General features: G+C 34.0%; 12 protein-coding genes and 4 pseudogenes. 12 read left to right on the top strand and 4 right to left on the bottom strand.

Translation table 11 applies throughout. The annotated features are described in order from the left end of the window. Positions 1-56: 56 nt before the first annotated feature. From DV63_RS12610 to DV63_RS12600, 3 genes are read left to right on the top strand one after another with little or no spacing between them, the layout of a single operon-like run. A complete protein-coding gene (locus DV63_RS12610) occupies positions 57-2,249 on the top strand; it encodes a hypothetical protein (RefSeq protein ID WP_031202321.1) in 2,193 nt (730 codons plus the stop codon). A 3-nt stretch (positions 2,250-2,252) separates the two neighbouring features. Beyond that, the gene (locus tag DV63_RS12605; protein ID WP_000387738.1) at positions 2,253-3,638 is read left to right on the top strand and encodes a hypothetical protein; all 1,386 of its coding nucleotides are present in this window, start codon (positions 2,253-2,255) and stop codon (positions 3,636-3,638) included. Continuing rightward, positions 3,638-4,840, top strand: coding sequence for a hypothetical protein (locus DV63_RS12600; RefSeq protein WP_001146615.1), 1,203 nt, complete (start codon positions 3,638-3,640; stop codon positions 4,838-4,840). Before DV63_RS12605 ends, DV63_RS12600 begins: the two co-directional genes overlap by 1 nt. Before the next feature lie 63 nt (positions 4,841-4,903). On the opposite strand, the gene DV63_RS12595 is transcribed toward DV63_RS12600, so the two are convergent. Further along, entirely contained in the window at positions 4,904-5,980 is a 1,077-nt protein-coding gene (locus tag DV63_RS12595; RefSeq protein ID WP_000749462.1) for a tyrosine-type recombinase/integrase, read from the bottom strand. Positions 5,981-6,263: 283 nt separating this feature from the next. Here DV63_RS12595 and DV63_RS0209205 point away from each other — a divergent pair. The 8 genes and pseudogenes from DV63_RS0209205 to DV63_RS12565 all read left to right on the top strand — a co-directional run. Next, positions 6,264-6,644 (top strand): annotated as a pseudogene (locus tag DV63_RS0209205) (hypothetical protein); the annotation flags it as partial. A gap of 220 nt (positions 6,645-6,864) precedes the next feature. Then, positions 6,865-7,269: a hypothetical protein gene (locus DV63_RS18525; protein WP_017179764.1), complete on the top strand. Its 405-nt coding sequence runs from the start codon at positions 6,865-6,867 to the stop codon at positions 7,267-7,269. A gap of 363 nt (positions 7,270-7,632) precedes the next feature. Next, positions 7,633-7,929: a hypothetical protein gene (locus DV63_RS18520; RefSeq protein WP_017179765.1), complete on the top strand. Its 297-nt coding sequence runs from the start codon at positions 7,633-7,635 to the stop codon at positions 7,927-7,929. 27 nt (positions 7,930-7,956) lie between these two features. Beyond that, entirely contained in the window at positions 7,957-8,802 is an 846-nt protein-coding gene (locus DV63_RS17705) for a DUF8727 domain-containing protein (protein ID WP_017179766.1), read from the top strand. Then, a pseudogene (locus DV63_RS0209190) lies at positions 8,802-11,947 on the top strand (DUF2357 domain-containing protein). Before DV63_RS17705 ends, DV63_RS0209190 begins: the two are co-directional and overlap by 1 nt. After that, positions 11,940-12,695: an AAA family ATPase gene (locus DV63_RS12575; RefSeq protein ID WP_000361569.1), complete on the top strand. Its 756-nt coding sequence runs from the start codon at positions 11,940-11,942 to the stop codon at positions 12,693-12,695. Before DV63_RS0209190 ends, DV63_RS12575 begins: the two are co-directional and overlap by 8 nt. A gap of 132 nt (positions 12,696-12,827) precedes the next feature. Next, on the top strand, positions 12,828-13,868 hold the full coding sequence (locus DV63_RS12570; RefSeq protein ID WP_031202318.1) for a Card1-like endonuclease domain-containing protein: 1,041 nt from the start codon (positions 12,828-12,830) through the stop codon (positions 13,866-13,868). Continuing rightward, a pseudogene (locus DV63_RS12565) lies at positions 13,853-13,981 on the top strand (type II restriction endonuclease); the annotation flags it as partial. The gene DV63_RS12570 and the pseudogene DV63_RS12565, both read left to right, overlap by 16 nt. 151 nt (positions 13,982-14,132) lie before the next feature. Here the strand turns inward: DV63_RS12565 and DV63_RS18360 are convergent. From DV63_RS18360 to mscS, 3 genes are read right to left on the bottom strand one after another with little or no spacing between them, the layout of a single operon-like run. Further along, a complete protein-coding gene (locus DV63_RS18360) occupies positions 14,133-14,348 on the bottom strand; it encodes a hypothetical protein (protein WP_000517568.1) in 216 nt (71 codons plus the stop codon). 45 nt (positions 14,349-14,393) lie between these two features. Beyond that, entirely contained in the window at positions 14,394-14,603 is a 210-nt protein-coding gene (locus DV63_RS18260) for a hypothetical protein (RefSeq protein WP_131157278.1), read from the bottom strand. 26 nt (positions 14,604-14,629) lie between these two features. Continuing rightward, positions 14,630-15,454, bottom strand: a complete 825-nt coding sequence (gene mscS, locus DV63_RS12555) for a small-conductance mechanosensitive channel MscS (protein WP_000343517.1) — start codon at positions 15,452-15,454, stop codon at positions 14,630-14,632. A 130-nt stretch (positions 15,455-15,584) separates the two neighbouring features. Between mscS and DV63_RS12550 the strand changes: the two are divergent. Beyond that, positions 15,585-15,724 (top strand): annotated as a pseudogene (locus DV63_RS12550) (hypothetical protein); the annotation flags it as partial.

Raw genomic sequence — 15,724 nt, 5'->3', positions numbered from 1 at the left:
AAGTTGATCAAGCGTTTAAAGTTTTTAATGGAATTGAAATAAAGGAACAAAAACAAATGAAAACTTATTCATATAACCATTTTTTATTTTTCTGCTTTATTCTAGGAGCGTTTTTATTAGGTTTGCTTAGTCCAACTTATGCTTTGAGTGTTATCACCACTAAAGAAATTGACGCTAATTTGCTTAATGGAGCGATAGAAAGCAGGGTGGTGTTAGGCAAGAGAGTGTTTAAAGTAGAAGCTCATGGGTTTTATTTTAGAAACAATGCAACTAACAGCATAGATATAGAAATCACTAATCTTTTAAGAGACAATCAATCGTTTCCTTTGACTAACCCCGCTAAAACTAGTTTAAAAATGCCTCCTAACTCCAAGATTAAAAAATCCACTCTCCTTGTTTTAAAAGGCGAGAATGCTGAAGAAGTGGCTAAGATTTTAGGTATCAATAAAGAAGAATACCAAAAGCTAGAAAACACCGCTCAAACTAACGCTACCAATGACCCTATGTATGCTAACACGCCTTTTAATAACAACCTTAACAGCCCCAATGATAACGCTATCAATAGTAAAGATGGTGTGAATGGGAATAATGGCTATGGGATAAATGGCAACGATGGGATAAATGGAAGCAGTGGGAGTAATGGCGCAAATGGAAATAATTCAAATAATAATGCCGTGGGCAGTGGTATTGATACAGATGGCGTGTTAGGTGTGGATGGGGTGAATGGCTCTAACTCTTCAAGCGGTGGCTCTGTAGGGGGGTATGAGAATAATTTCACTAATCATGGCTCTACTAACAACAACACAAGAGGGTATGACAATTTTAATAATAATAGCTCAAGTGGTGGGGGGTTAGGGAATGGAGGGCTTTTCCCTATTCCTTTTGGCAATGGAGACACAAACAACTCCAATAATCCTACTAACACCACTAGCCCAACTAATGGCAGTAGTTCTAATAACGCCACTAATCCTAACCCGCAAGAAAACAATTACTCCAGCCAGTATTGTAAAGCGTCAGAGTTAAGCCCCAACAACACGATGAAACTAGATGTTATCGCTAAAGATGGTTCTTGTATTTCTATGAACGCTTTAAGAGATGACACTAAATGCGCTTATAGATACGATTTTGAAGCCGGTAAGGCTATCAAGCAAACGCAATACTACTATGTAGATAGGGAAAATAAAACGCAAAATATCGGTGGTTGTGTGGATTTACAAGGCGCTCAATACGCCATGCAACTTTACAAAGATGACAGCAAATGCGCTTTACAAACCACGAGCGATAAAGGTTATGGTATGGGGAAAACTCAGACCTTCCAAACTGAAATCGTGTTTCGTGGGATGGATAATCTAATCCATGTCGCTGTGCCTTGTAGCGATTATGCAAGGGTGCAAGACAGGATTGTTAGGTATGAAAAAAATGATAAAACCCAAACCTTAACGCCCATCGTGGATCAGTATTACAATTATCCTAACAATCCTAACAAACAACAGATTTTAAATCGTGGGATTGCTACCCAATTAAGCTCACAATATCAAGAATTTGCATGCGGTCAATGGGAATACAATGACGCTAAATTAGAAGCCAAAAGACCTACAATGTTAAAAAGCTATAACAAGCTTAATGGTGAATGGGTAGAAGTTACGCCTTGTAATTTTGAAGCAGGGATTAAAAGTGGTGCGGTTGTTAGTCCTTATGTAATGGGTGTGTCCAGCTCTAAAGTCTTAAGCGATACGACTACAAGCCATTATTTTAGGATAGAAAGAAAGAATTATGGTGAGAGAGAACAATGCCAAAAACCTTATGGAGTTAATCGTTGCCAACCGCAATATTTCCATACTAATCCTAGTATCACCGATTGGAGCGCCACTTACAAAACCACTACCACTCAAACCACTCAACCTTATTTACGCCCTGCCCAAGATAATAAAAACCCCACAACCTATAATCTTATCACCACTCAAACCACCATCAACAGGACTCAAAGCGTTTTAAAAAACGAATTGCATTTGAGTAATGATTATTTGAAGTATGTAGAAATCCATCAAGGCTATTACAAGGATAATGATCTTAAACAATCGCAAGGCTATATTGATTGGTCTAATTACTATCTCAATCAAAGTGAAGGCTTTTGCTCTCAATATAATATTTGGAGTGAAAAAACAAAAATTGGTAAGAATTGGTATCATTGGCATGATAATAAAATTTCTTGTGCTCAAAGACTGATTTATAGGCCTTTTCAAGGATAAGGTATGGAAGCGTTAAAGACTTTTTTAAAAAAATCCCTTATTCTGTTGTTGGTGATTGCTTTAAGCCACCTGAACGCTGTGGCTATGATTGTGGATAATCCTACGCAGAATATCTGGCAACAAGCAAAAGACGCTATAGACAAGTCTCGCTTTGTCCAACAGGTCAATCACTGGGCTGACCAAATCAAAAAATACCAAGATATGATAGAAAAAGCTCAATCAACCATTAACCAACTAAATAAAGTGAATGATATTTTACTGAAAACCAATCAGTTTATGAATGGTTCTATCTTAAATATCCCTAATCCTATGGGTTTAGTGGAAAATGCAACTCAAATTGCCAAGAATGTAAAGTCAAACGCTCTCGCTCTACAAGAAAGCGCCAAAAACTACAATCTAGCCGAAAAATTTTTATTACGAAATATTGCTAGCAAATGCCCTGAATTAGATATGAATAAAATTACCCCAAAAACAAAAGAGATTTTTTTCTCCGATAAGGGAAAAGAAAAGAGTGCTGCTAGACAAGCTTTAGAAAATTTAGCTAATGCGCTTGGAAATACACAAATTACAACCACTCAAGATATAACAACAAGTTTAAGTGGTAGGGTTTTAGCAGACTTTATTTGCAAAACAAAAGAGCAAGAACTTTTAGAGATAAAAAAGCAACAATACCTAGCTCAAGCACAAACTTGTCTAATATCAAAAAATTTTCAGTGCTATGGAGATTTTTTATCTCAATCAAAACAAATTGATTTAAAAATATTCAAAGAAGCTCAAGCTAGAACCTTTAAACTTTTTTCATCTTTACAGAACAGGGGTGCAAGTTTCACACAAGAGCTTTCCGTTAAAAATCCTATTTATGCAAAAGAAGGGTATTGCTCTAAACAAAATATTGATGGTAAGGATTATTGTTTTAGTAATACACTTGAAATTGAACGATTGATAAACACTTTTGAGAAAGACAATAGTTCGTATATAGAAAGGCTTAAAGGAGCAACAAATCAAGAAACTAAAGCAAAAGTCTATGCAGACTTTAAACAAAAATTTGAAATGTTAAACACGCAAATTCTACTTAATATTGCTAATAACCTAAATTTTATGAATCAAACCCTATCTCTTATGGCAAGTGCCTATTCAGACACTTATTATAAACAACAAAATATCATTATGCCATCATTTTTAAACCCTCCTGAAAGCGTTAAAAAAGAGTTTTTAGAAATAAATAAAAAAACAAGTCAAGCTTTTAGAGCAAATTTAAATAAATTTGGACTACCCACTTCACAATTGCCTGATGTTGAAAAATCTTTTATGATGACACAAGGTGGGAATATAGCAACAGAAAAGTTTGAACAAATGAAAAACAATATTACACAAGGATGGGATGAATAATGCCTTATTTGGTTTGGGGTGGTATTTCTCTTGCTATTGGTATTATTTCTTATTTCATACCAGCTGATAATCTCAATGTGGCTACTGATGGGCTTTATAGTAGTATTATAGGCGTATTTCAAAATTTCACCAATGAATTTAAAGACAAATACAACAATATTGCAAAAACAATCGCACCTGCTATGGTTTCTATAGGAACAATACTTATTTTTGCATATTCTGTAAAAAAATACAAAAATAATGAGTTTTTTGAAATCAAAACTTTCACACAATTTGCTTTTTTTCTTGCTCTTCTATCTTTAATGCACTTTGCTTTGAATAGTCCTAAAAAATTCCATTCATATGTAGAGTTTTTTGTAGAAGCGCCTGCAGTCATTCTCAATAACGCCATTGAAGAAACAACAAAAACTTTTTACCAAAAAGCTCAACAACAATCAAATCAATCCCAAAATAAAACAAATCAAAGTTTTATAAGTTTTAATGGGAATATACAAGGAATTATTAAAAACCAAACCAAGCAACTTTTTGCTTTTTATGAAAGCTTTAGAGAAAATAATGCAGGTTTTAGCAAACCATTTGTTTTCATTATGCAATCTCTATCTTTTGTGGCTATTGTGTTTTTCCAAATCCTACTTATATTTAAAACAATTTATCTTATTTGTATTATTTTTATAGAAAAAACTTTTTATTTGCTATGCTTTATTTTTATGACACCTTGTTTATTTTTTAAACAAACTCAAGGATTTTTCTTTTCTTACATTAAAAAAGTCTTTTCTCTAACCTTTTATGCGCCTCTTGTATTTTTGTTTGCCATGCTAAACTCTATTGGGTTAGAATTATTTAACCCTACTCAAAATATCATAGAAACTATCGGCATTATTATCATTTCAGCGATTACTTCAGCTTTAATTAGCAATATTCCAAATATTATCAATACCATTTTTGGCACACAAGGTGGCTCGGTTGATTTAGCTAACTTCTTAAAAGCTGGGTCGCAAAGTTTTTTAAGCTTTGCTAGTAATGTAGGTAGTGCAGTAAGCGGTGGCGTTAAAGGCGCTTCTGTAGGAACTGGCAATTTTCTTGTGAAAACAGAAGGTGCAATAGGCAATGCTGTAAATAACATTAAAAACAGAGCCTCTCAGCCTGAAAACATAAGAACTTCGGTTGGTTTTGTTAATGTTGGTTCTAAAGCAACGAGATAAACTGCAAAAAAACATCAAAAAACAACCTTTTAAAGAATTTTTGAATGAGGAATTAACCATCTTTCACCCACTCAACAAATTATCAAAAATGCTTGCTACTTGTTTATTATATTCTTGTGCGGTGTGAATGTAGATTTTTGTGGAGCTTAAGGACTGATGCCCCAATGCTCTTGAAGTCAAAACAATATCCCTACTCTTAGCATAGACTAAAGTGGCAAAACTATGCCTAAATAGGTGCAATCCTGTGCCATATTGTTTAAAATTTTCAATACCACTCAACATAAAAATCTTTAACACAAAATTACTGATTGAACAATGCTTTTGAGTATAGTTAGACAAAGACTTCTTAAATACAAAACGCCCATTAAAACTACTCAATCGTTTGCTATCACCCAACCACTCATCTAAAGATTTTTCTAGCATTTCTCGTTTAATGAACGCTTTTCGCTCTTTATTGTTTTTGCCTTTTATAAGCAAGATATAATGCTCTTTTTCTAAAACAATATTTCTCAATTCTAAATTAAAAACCTCAGATTTTCTCAAACCACCCAAAATAATTAAGAGCAAAATACACTTATTTCTCTTTTCATAACTGCTTCTCGTTTTATAGTTTATAAGAGTATATATAAAAGATTTTAAATCTTTTGAATTTAGATGTTTAGGCAAATTATCCTTGTGTTTAGCAAAGGCTATATTTTTAAGACTAAAATAAAATTCATAATGTTTAGTCCTATCCAAGTAATCAAAAAATTGCCTAATATACATCACATATTTTGCCATTGAATTAATCTTTCTTTGTTTAGCTAACTCAAATAAAAAATTCACAAGCATTTCTTCATTGAGTAGTCTCAATCGCTTAACTTTCAAATGCTTGCAAAAATAGTCAAAGAATAAAAACAATACACGCATCATCAAAATATGCTTTGTGCCTTGATTATAAATTGTATGACATAATTTTTCCAAATCTTTAATATTTTCGCATTTTTCTAATTCTATGGACAAAAATCTCATTTTTGTAAAATCCCTTACTCCGTTAAAAACAACCATACGCTTAAATTTAAAAACAATAAAATCCCTAATCCCTACAAACAACTCCCTTTGACTTCTAGCGAGTGCGTTATTGTCATTTGATTTTTTCATAAAAGTCCTCTTAATATTAAATTTTTCAATAGAAATCAAAAAGAATGTAATTTATAAAAAATCAAAAACAAGGATCTTATTTATAAAAAAAGAACAAAAAAGATATATAATATAGTAATTGTAATTATTCTTTCTCCCCCTATTAATAATAAAATTGTAAAGAAAAAATTTTCCGATTTATAAAAGAAAATAATTTTTTAAAAATTTATAGTAGAATACAGAAGTAGTTTTTAAAAAGTTAGCATTAGAAAATTAAGAAGCTTAGATCTAGCTGAATAATTACATTCTTTTTGAAGCTATCCAAAAACAACCAAAGCTTAATCCTAAAACTAAAGACGAGCTTTTAGAGGATTATCCTGGTCTTGGAAAATCTTTAAGAGAAGTGATGGAAGACTTTTTGAAAAGAGCGTTTGAGTATAATAAAGCGAGTTTGGGAGCGTATGTGTTAGTATTGCTTAGCTGTAAGTATTTTGAGAGCGTGTTTGAAAAAGTTCAAGAATGGCTGGATTTTATCGCTAGGCTTATTGCTTTGAGAGGCCATGCACACAAGATAGCTAAAGAACTTGAAAGTTTAAAAGAAGAGGATTTAAAAAAATTGGAAAAACAAGCACTAGAGTATTTTAATAAAATAGCAAATAAAATATATCCAAAGGAGAAACGATGAGTAGGAATGAAGAATTGGAGCTAAGAGCTAGAGAAACTGAGTTGGATAAAAGAGAAAAACAACTTGAAAAAAACATTGATGCGTTCAATCAAGAAAAAAAGTTTATCTAAAAACCCGAAAAGAATTTGAAGTTTTTATAAAAGATAGAGAGGTATTTAAAAAAGAGCAGGTTCAAAAAGTTGAAGAGGACTTACGGACTTATGAAAAAGAGCAAAAAGAATTGATCTTAGAAACAACAGACAAGCAACTACAAGAGCGACAAGAATCTCTCAATAAAGATTATAAAAAGAAGCTAGAAAGTATCAAAGAGTACTCTGATAGGCTAGAGAATGATCTTAAAACGCAATTTGACGCCCAATTAGAAAAGTGGGAGCAAAATTTTAAGGGCTATGAACAACAACTAACAGGCATCTTAGAAGAAAAAATGCGGCTAGATTTGGATAAACAGCGTTTTAATGCCCAAAAACAAGCGCTTGAAAACCACATGAAGCAAAAAGAAGAAGAGATCAAAGAGGAAAACCGAAACGAGATAGAGCGTTTAAAAAAAGAAAAGAGTGATTTGCATGCCCAACTAGATGAAATGGCAGATGAAACGAGCGCTCTGAGACAAAAAACAGAGAACTAAAAGAAAAAATAGATTGGCAAAAAGATTATGACAGGGAAAAATTAGAACGAGATAATAGGGATTTAGAACAATGCAAAGAGGATTTATTAGCCGCTAACGAGGATCTAAGAAATAGAATCCAAGAATTGGGAAATGAAAAAAGCAAGCTTGATCCAAGAGATGAAAGAATAGAATAGTTAGAAGAAGAAAAAAGGGAATTAGAGGGAATTCGAGCCCAAAAAGAGAACGCAGAACAAAAATATAACACTCTTTCAGTCCACAATAAGCAATTAGAAGCTGAGTTAGTGTCCTTAGAAGCTGATGGAAATATGCTTAAGGAAAGATTTGAAAGCCTGAAAAATAGATATGCGGGAGTAGAGGATTTTGAAAAACGCCAAAAAAAATATCAAAGAACAAATTGCAAAAACCAACCCCAAAGGCTTAGGCACGCCTTCAAGCAGAGTGGAAGAATTAGCGTTCTTAGAGCGCATAGAAAAGGGTATGCAAGAGTTCAATGTTTTCTATCCCAAGCGTTTATTGTATATGTTCCACACCGCTTTAAAAAGCGCGTCTCTATCGCCATTGAGCGTGCTAAGTGGGGTGAGTGGGACAGGAAAATCTGAACTGCCCAAGCTCTATGCGCATTTTGGGGGGTTAAATTTTTTAAGCATTGCCGTGTAGCCTACTTGGGATAGCCCAGAATCGTTGATGGGGTATTTTAATGCGATAGAAAACAAATTTGATGCGACAGAGTTTTTACGCTTTTTCATCCAGACCACTTTGAGCAAGAATGAAGAACCATACGGCTTAAAAGAAGCGATGAATATGGTGTTGCTTGATGAAATGAATCTAGCCCACATTGAATTGTATTTTGCAGAATTTTTAAGCAAGCTAGAGATTAAACGCAGTGAAGAAACTAATATCAGCATTAAACTAGGCACCAGCTTAACTTGGGAATTGCCCTTAGGCGATGATTTATTGTTTGTGGGCACGATGAATGAAGATGAAAGCACCAAAATGTTAAGCGATAAGGTGCTAGACAGGGCGTTTTGTTTGAACTTTGAGAGACCTAAAACATTGAAAAGCAAGCAACAAAAATCTCTTCCTAGTAATGATGGATATTTAAAAGCTGAAACTTTTAATCGTTGGATAAATAAAAAGGGTGATCAAGAAGCTAAGCTGGAAGGAAAATATAAAAAACTAACCGAAGAGATCAATGAACGCTTGGACGCTAGAAGCATTGGGCATAGAGTGTGGCAGAGCATGAGCGCTTATATGCATAACCACCCTTTAGTTCTCCATGCTTTTGATAAGGACAAGGCTTTGCAATTCGCTTATGAAGAATGCTTGGTTTTAAAGATCTTCCCCAAACTTAGAGGGGTTCAGACGCGTAACAACCAACACTTAACAAAGATTCAAGATCTATTGAAAGACTTTAGTGTGTCTTCGGATTTCAAACAAGCTATGGAAAATGATTTCAATCAGTTTGTGTTCAACAGCGCTAACTATTTGAATAATGCCGAATATGAAAAATTCTCAAAAAGTAGCTTGTAATGGATCTAGAAGAACTCTATGTGCCTAATCATATAGAGCGTTTGAAAGCACAGAGTTTTTTAAGATCGATTGCTTTTTTTGATGATTTTAGTGCTTCTTTTGAATACAGAGATCTATTCAGCGTTTTGGAAAATATCGCGCAATTTGATTATAAAAAAAGCCGTATAAAGATGATTTGTATTTTTTGTGCAAATTTGTGGAGCCAGCCCTAAAGGCTATCTTTAGCAATCTAAATACCAATATCTGCAGAGAACATTTAAAAATGCCTTTAGAAAAGGCTAGGGAATTTGACGCTAAATGAGTATTGTATTTAGCCAAGCGACCAGGTCGTAGTTTGAAAGAAAAGTTGTGCGACAATAAGGTATTGAGCGTCAAGCGTTATGTGAATGCCAATACGCATGAAAACAGGTTTCTCAAGCGTTTCATTAAAGAACTTTTAAGAATAATTCATTGGCGCGAGAGAGAATTCCAACAGGTTTTTGAAGAGTTAATTTTCAGCATAACAAATTTTTTAAAGAGTAAAGTAGCCCAACAAATTGATGAAAAACAAGCCATCATTCCTAATAACTTGTTGCATTTTGATAAGCACTACAAACGCATTTTTAAAGCCCATGATTGGCTTTATGATGGTGTGGGGTCATGGATGAACTTGGATCAAATTTTCTGTTTGGAGTGTTTATACCAAGCCCAATTTTATACTTCTATAAACATTGAACCCACGCTAATTAAAAATGAACAAGATTTATACGCGCTAATTAAAAATAGTTTTCCAATGAAAGATTTATCGTTGAAAGATCTATCGTTTGAAAAGATGCGTTTAAAAGCGAAAGAGTTTTTGGAATTAAAACAGCCTATAAATTTAAATCAAGAAATCCCGCAATTAGAATTGTGTAAGGGGGTTTATAAGGAAATGTATATTGATATGTTTAGCCCTAAACCCTTCGCTTTGCTAGTGGGTAATGGCAATGAAGAAAAGATTTTAAAGCTCCCTCTTTTAGCCAAAAAGCAGGAGGATAATATTTGTATCAACGCTAATGGCGCTAAGGGTGAGATAGATGAAAAAGGTTATTTGACCAACGCTCTCAAAGACTATGATGAGACTCTTGTGGAAGCTTTTATGAGAGATTTCAAGGAACGCTATAAGATAGAAAAATTATATTATTTATTAGATGATAATATTAAAAATTTTGAATTTGCTAAGATCAAGCATAAAATAAGCTTGTATTTTAAAGACGCAAAATTCTATCCTAAAAGCGTTGCTTTAGGATTTAGTTTTTTGTTTGAAAATAAATTAAAGAAAAATGAGCGTTTGCGTTATAACGGCGTGGATTTGGTCGTTAAAGAAAACCATAAAAGTAAGACCTTTAATAATTGCGGCTTGGTTTTGGAGAGGCAAAAAAGCGATGATTCAAAAAAGGCTCGTATTTTACAAGATTCTTTTATCCAAAAAGCTTTAAAAAATTTTAAAAGAGCCTTAGGATTAGAAAAAGAAGGCTTTATTCTGTATAAAGAATGCTTGCCTAAGCTCTCTATGGAAGTGGTTAAAGACGGGCGGTTTGAAAATTTTGAGATCATTAAAGATAAAACCATTTTAGGAGATAAAGAAACCCTAGAGATTGAAACGCCTTTTATTATCCCTAAAGGGCTAGAAAGCCTTGCTTTGCCCTTGATCCTAAATGAAGAAAAAATCGCCTATCAAGGCAAAATCACCTCTAAAGATTTTCCCCTAGAAAATGACGAAGAATACAAACTCACGCTCACTTATGACACTGGCACCGAGTTTAACTACATGTTAGAGTTTAAACCTGTCAATAATGATTTAAAGCCCATTGTTATAGAATGGCAGCGTATTGATACAAAGGAGGTTGAACTCCCTACGCCCGATCCCATCAAAAAACCAAGTATTGATGAACTAAAAAATGACTTTAATCCTAATAAGGGCAAAAGTTCTGATTTGTTTGAGTGGGCGCTAGAGCAATTAGAGACATTGAAAGACTTAAATAGTCCACCCAGATTTGTTTTAGAGAGAGCCATAGAATTCTTAGAGAAAAAACTAGAATGCGGTGGAATCTCAAAAATAGGGAAAGATAGAAACAATGAACTTTTTTACATAGTGGAAACAAATGGTAAAAAAGTTTTTTGTCATAGCCGTCAATGCAAAGAGAGCGCGAACAGAAATGAGCTTTCACAAGGCACGCGAGTGTGTTTGGAAGTGTTTTTAGATAGGGAAGACCCTAGTAAATATCGAGGTAAAATTTATGGTTTGGAAAAAAATAGAGAAATTGTTTTATTGAATACAGCTAAAAATAATTATCAAAGAAAACCTCTAGATGAGAGAATTAAACACAGAATAGAAGCGCTCAAAAAAATCAAGTATCCTTGTTTTAAAATTTTTTCACATTACACGCTTGAGGAGTTAGAAACCCTAAATCCTGAATTTGCTACTCCCTTTAAAGAATGTTTGAAGCGGTTAGAAGAGTATTATTTTGACCCACAAACAGACAGAGATTTTAAAAAAGAGATCTTGGATTTCTTTAGTCGCTTGAACGATAGCATTCCCGCAAAATTACAACAAGAATTTATTGAATTACCTTTTAAATTACCTTCTAGGGATTTTTTACTAAGCAGATGTTTAGGCTCTCTTGAAAAAGACTTTCAAAAAACGATTTTTAAAAATCTTAAAGTTGCTTTTTTTAACCCTAATATTGATCAAGAGATTTGTTTTAAAATTTTAGGCATTGTGGCTAGGGCTAGTTGGAATAATGAGAAATTTTTAGAGAATTTGATGGAAGAAACCAGCTTGGAGCAGCAAAAAGGCTTTTTAAAGCGTATAGAAGAGTGTTTGAAAGATCCTGAGCCATTTTATTTCGGTAGCGCATGCGAATTGTTGTTAGCGTTTTTGTCTTATCGTAACGCTAAAAAAGAGTTAGAATTGATCCCTGAAAGCGAGAAAACCATGCGTTTATTGGACAGCATAGATAAAGCGATAAAGAAAGAGACTGAAATTAAAAGCTTTGTAAAATTAGAGCTAAAAAATCAAAGCTTTAACAATATCCCACCTTTGTTGTTGGCGTTACGCTTGTATTTAAGAGGGGATTTGGAAGGTGTTGGAATTGAAATTAAGGGGACAGAAGAGGATGGATAAATCAAACAAATTAGTCGTTATCAATCGCACCATTCCAGGTGGGGGCAAGACCTCTTTGACCAAACAGATTGAAGAGTCGGCAAAAAGCTTGGGGCATTCTATCAGCGTTCATTCTACCGATGAATATTTCATCCAAATAAATGAAGAGGGGTTTAGGCGTTATGTTTTTGATAAAAAGAAACTCAATGAATACCATCAAAACAATCAAGAAGCCTTCAAACAAGCTTTAGAAAGTCATATAGATATTGTAGTGTGCGATAACACCAATTTTGAATCGTGGCAAAGCAAACCATATACAGATATGGCTAGAGGATTTGGCTATAAAATTTTGTTGATTGATTTTAAACCCAGAGAATTAGAATTGCATTTAGAAGCTCAAAAAATAACCCAAGAACGCCCTGATGCACATCAAGTTGATAAAGATGTGTTAGAAAGAATGCATAAAGAGCACAGGATTTCTAGTCCTTGCTCGGATAAGACCAAGATTTTAAGAAAAGATACCTTAGAAACCCCCATGGATTATGGATGGGATGTTGTGCAATGCGTCAAGAAGTCACGAGGTATTGCAAAACATTATGACTATGATTTTTATTTGGAGAAGGTTCCGGTTAAGCCACAGGATTATGAGAAACAAAATAGAGAGTTGAGCCTAAAAGCCTTAAAATTTTTAGAATACAATTTTGATTTTGATGTGGTTTTCCATTCTTTTGGGGAGCAATTGATGCCTATTTTTTTAGGAATGCGTTAATTTAGTGCTCAAAAGCATGTTTTTATCACTTCTAGTTCCAAAAATGCTGAGACATTAAAGAGATTTTTTGAAGAACGAAAAAAGACTAATGAGTATTTTCAAATCAATGCCAATCGTATTCATTCTATAGAAGTGAATGTTTTTGAACCTAAAAATATTTATGAAAACGTTTTGGAACATGCAAAAAAACATGGCTTAAAGGATAAGAGATTATGTTTTAATTTGACCGGTGGGACTAAAATGATGTTTCTAGCAGGGCTAAAGGCATCAGAATGTTTTCAAGCGCCTTATTTCTATATTGAAGAAAAAGCCCAACGACTATTATTTTTTAAAAATCCAAGCGGCATTGAGCCTTTTGTTATCCCAGCTATCCCCATTAAGGATGTGGAGACTTTTTTCTCTTTGCATGCCCCAAATCGTATGATAAAACAAAAAGGTATTATAGACGAAAAGAGTTTAGAAAAGATACAAGAGCGTAAAAATTTAAGCAACTTATTGTATGAACATCGCGCAAGAATTATTCCGCTCTATCAAAAGATCAATGAAAACTATGCCAAAGATAAAACGATAAATATTTGCGAAAATAATCTGAAAATGTTTTACAAAGACCATCAAGTTTGCGTGAATATAGACGGAAAGGAAATAAAGCTCAGATATTCAGAAAATGAAGATGATTTTAGAAAATATATTATAGGGGGTTGGTTTGAAGAATATATTTATTGTGAATTACTGAAGTTGCTAGACAAACAAGTGATCTATGATCTACGCTTGAATATGACTTTGGGCGTTGAAAACACAAATGCCATTCAAGGAGATAAGCGTCCTATTTATGCTGAGCTTGACATAGCTTTTAGCGATGGTAAAAATCTCTATGTTGCAGAGTGCAAGAGTGGGGAGCTACAAAATAAGGGGGTTTTAACCGCTCTATCCACTAACGCTCAAATTTTTGGTGGAGCCAATGCGAAATGCATTTTAATATCAAGTGATGGTAATTTGGGGCAAGGTCTTCAAGAAAAAGTTAAAATTTTGAACATTAAGTTTATTTTTAAAGATTTTAAAAAAATATTGAGAATTATATCAATAACTCTAGGCGTTGATAAATTAGGGAGAGAGTGTTTAGTTGGTGTTAAACCAATATGCTATTGGATTTTAGAGTTTTTAAGAAACAATTAGTGCCAATGAATCCCAATGACCAAGTCAATTATAAGCTTACTCTCAACCTTAAAGAGTTGAAAGAAATTGCAAATCTCACTAAAGAGTTAGAGGGAATTTTAGAATCAGATTAATATTTTTAGATAGGATTAAATGAATCAAAATATTTTAGGAATAGGGTTTGTTTATCCTGCCCAAAAACTGGTATGGGGGCTGATCTCACCGATTCAAAGCTATTCTCTTTTCTTGAGGTCATAGGGCGTTGGTTCCTTGGAGCGATCATTATCAAAATAAGTTTGGGTTTTTGTGGCAAAATTCTCCCATGCAAGCTTTGTTTAGAGAACTTACCTCTATTGCCCGAACCTTTTGACTCTTTTTCTCATATTTATAAAGGTAAGCGTCCGTAAAAGCGTTTAGTGCTTCGCTGTTTTCATCATTATTATTCCAATGGTTCGCTAATTTTTCATAGTCAATCGCTGTTTCTTGTTTCATTTTTCCCATGTTGTTTCCTTTTTTTCTTTTGTTTCACTGCCAAGCGCATGGCTCTTATGCCATGCGTTTCTCTTGCTCTTGTTTGGCTTTTAGATTTTTTTCTACTTTCTCAAGTTCATAATTGATGTTATACACCCACTCTTTAATGGTTTTATTTAAATAGTAGGTTAGATCATTGTTTAAAACCTCTTTTATTTTATCGTTATATTTTTCCACTAAACGACATACGCTACCGCTTGATGTGGGGTCTCCTTTAAAATTCAAGTATTACTACAATCGCCTCACACCAATCACTTAGAAGAGTCTTGATTTTTAATAGCAATATCTAGCTTATTGAAAGGGATTTCAATGTGGTTAGCGTCTAGGGCGTTTTTGATGCGTTCAATGAGTTCGCTGCGCACATTAAAGATCCCGTCTTCAATCTTTGCCCAAACTCTAATGGTGAAATTCAATGAGCTGGATCCAAAATCCGTGATTCCAATAAAAGTGGGCATGTTTTTATCAATTTTATCCATTGCATCAATAACATCTTTTATTGTCTTATGCACCAATTCAATATCGCTCCCATACCCTACCCCACAAACCCATTCAATGCGCCGGCATGCAGTGTTATTGCTATTGATAATATTAGAATTAGCGACACTTCTATTGGGCAAAACCGCCAAACGCCCATCATGCAAGCGTAAAGAGGTGTTAAAAAAATTAAGCGCTTCTACTTTACCCTCTAGGCCAGAGATTTCAATGATGTCTCCTTTTTTGAAAGGGTGTAAAATAATAAGGATTATCCCTCCAGCAATGCTTGAAAGATAATCTTTTAAAGCCAACGCCACAGCAATCCCCACCGTTCCTAAAACAGTGATAATAGAGGTGGTTTGCACGCCTAGCGTGCTGAGCGCAATGATTGTGGTGATGATAAGGATTAAGATAAAAGTAACCTGCGCGACAAAATTCGCTAAAATCTCATCCTTTTTGGATAAAAGTTTTATGGTTTTGTTCCGTAAGAAAAACGAAAAATAAAAACCTATACAAAAGACAATGACAGCCTTGATCAAGATTATCCCAAAATGCTTTGCCTGCGGAAAAAAATCCACTAACAGCGTTCTAATTTCATCCATAAATTTTTCCTTGCAAATCACAAAATCGCTAGAAGCGACAAGATAACTTATCCTATCGTTATGTAGCTAGTTTTGACATGTTAGCATGTTTAGGACTAACCTTATTATCACAACTCAAACGCTCAATCTAGCGTTAGTGGAAAATAAAGAGGGCGAATATTTTTACAAAGCTAGGGATCTCAGATGGGCACCTGAAGTGGATGGGGAAATCTTGATCAATGACAGCGAACTAACCACCCCTTTAAAACCCGGGCATTACACGATTGTGCC

This window comes from Helicobacter pylori FD535 (assembly GCF_000296015.2).
Taxonomy (GTDB): domain Bacteria; phylum Campylobacterota; class Campylobacteria; order Campylobacterales; family Helicobacteraceae; genus Helicobacter; species Helicobacter pylori_CT.
This window is presented reverse-complemented; position numbering and strand designations above follow the sequence as displayed.

Coding starts and splice junctions, on each gene's coding strand:
- DV63_RS17705 (WP_017179766.1), top strand. CDS start 7,957: ATGGGGTATTTTAATGCGATAGAAAACAAATTTGATGCGACAGAGTTT.
- mscS (WP_000343517.1), bottom strand. CDS start 15,454: ATGGATGAAATTAGAACGCTGTTAGTGGATTTTTTTCCGCAGGCAAAG.
- DV63_RS12575 (WP_000361569.1), top strand. CDS start 11,940: ATGGATAAATCAAACAAATTAGTCGTTATCAATCGCACCATTCCAGGT.
- DV63_RS12610 (WP_031202321.1), top strand. CDS start 57: ATGAAAACTTATTCATATAACCATTTTTTATTTTTCTGCTTTATTCTA.
- DV63_RS12595 (WP_000749462.1), bottom strand. CDS start 5,980: ATGAAAAAATCAAATGACAATAACGCACTCGCTAGAAGTCAAAGGGAG.
- DV63_RS12600 (WP_001146615.1), top strand. CDS start 3,638: ATGCCTTATTTGGTTTGGGGTGGTATTTCTCTTGCTATTGGTATTATT.
- DV63_RS18360 (WP_000517568.1), bottom strand. CDS start 14,348: ATGGGAAAAATGAAACAAGAAACAGCGATTGACTATGAAAAATTAGCG.
- DV63_RS12605 (WP_000387738.1), top strand. CDS start 2,253: ATGGAAGCGTTAAAGACTTTTTTAAAAAAATCCCTTATTCTGTTGTTG.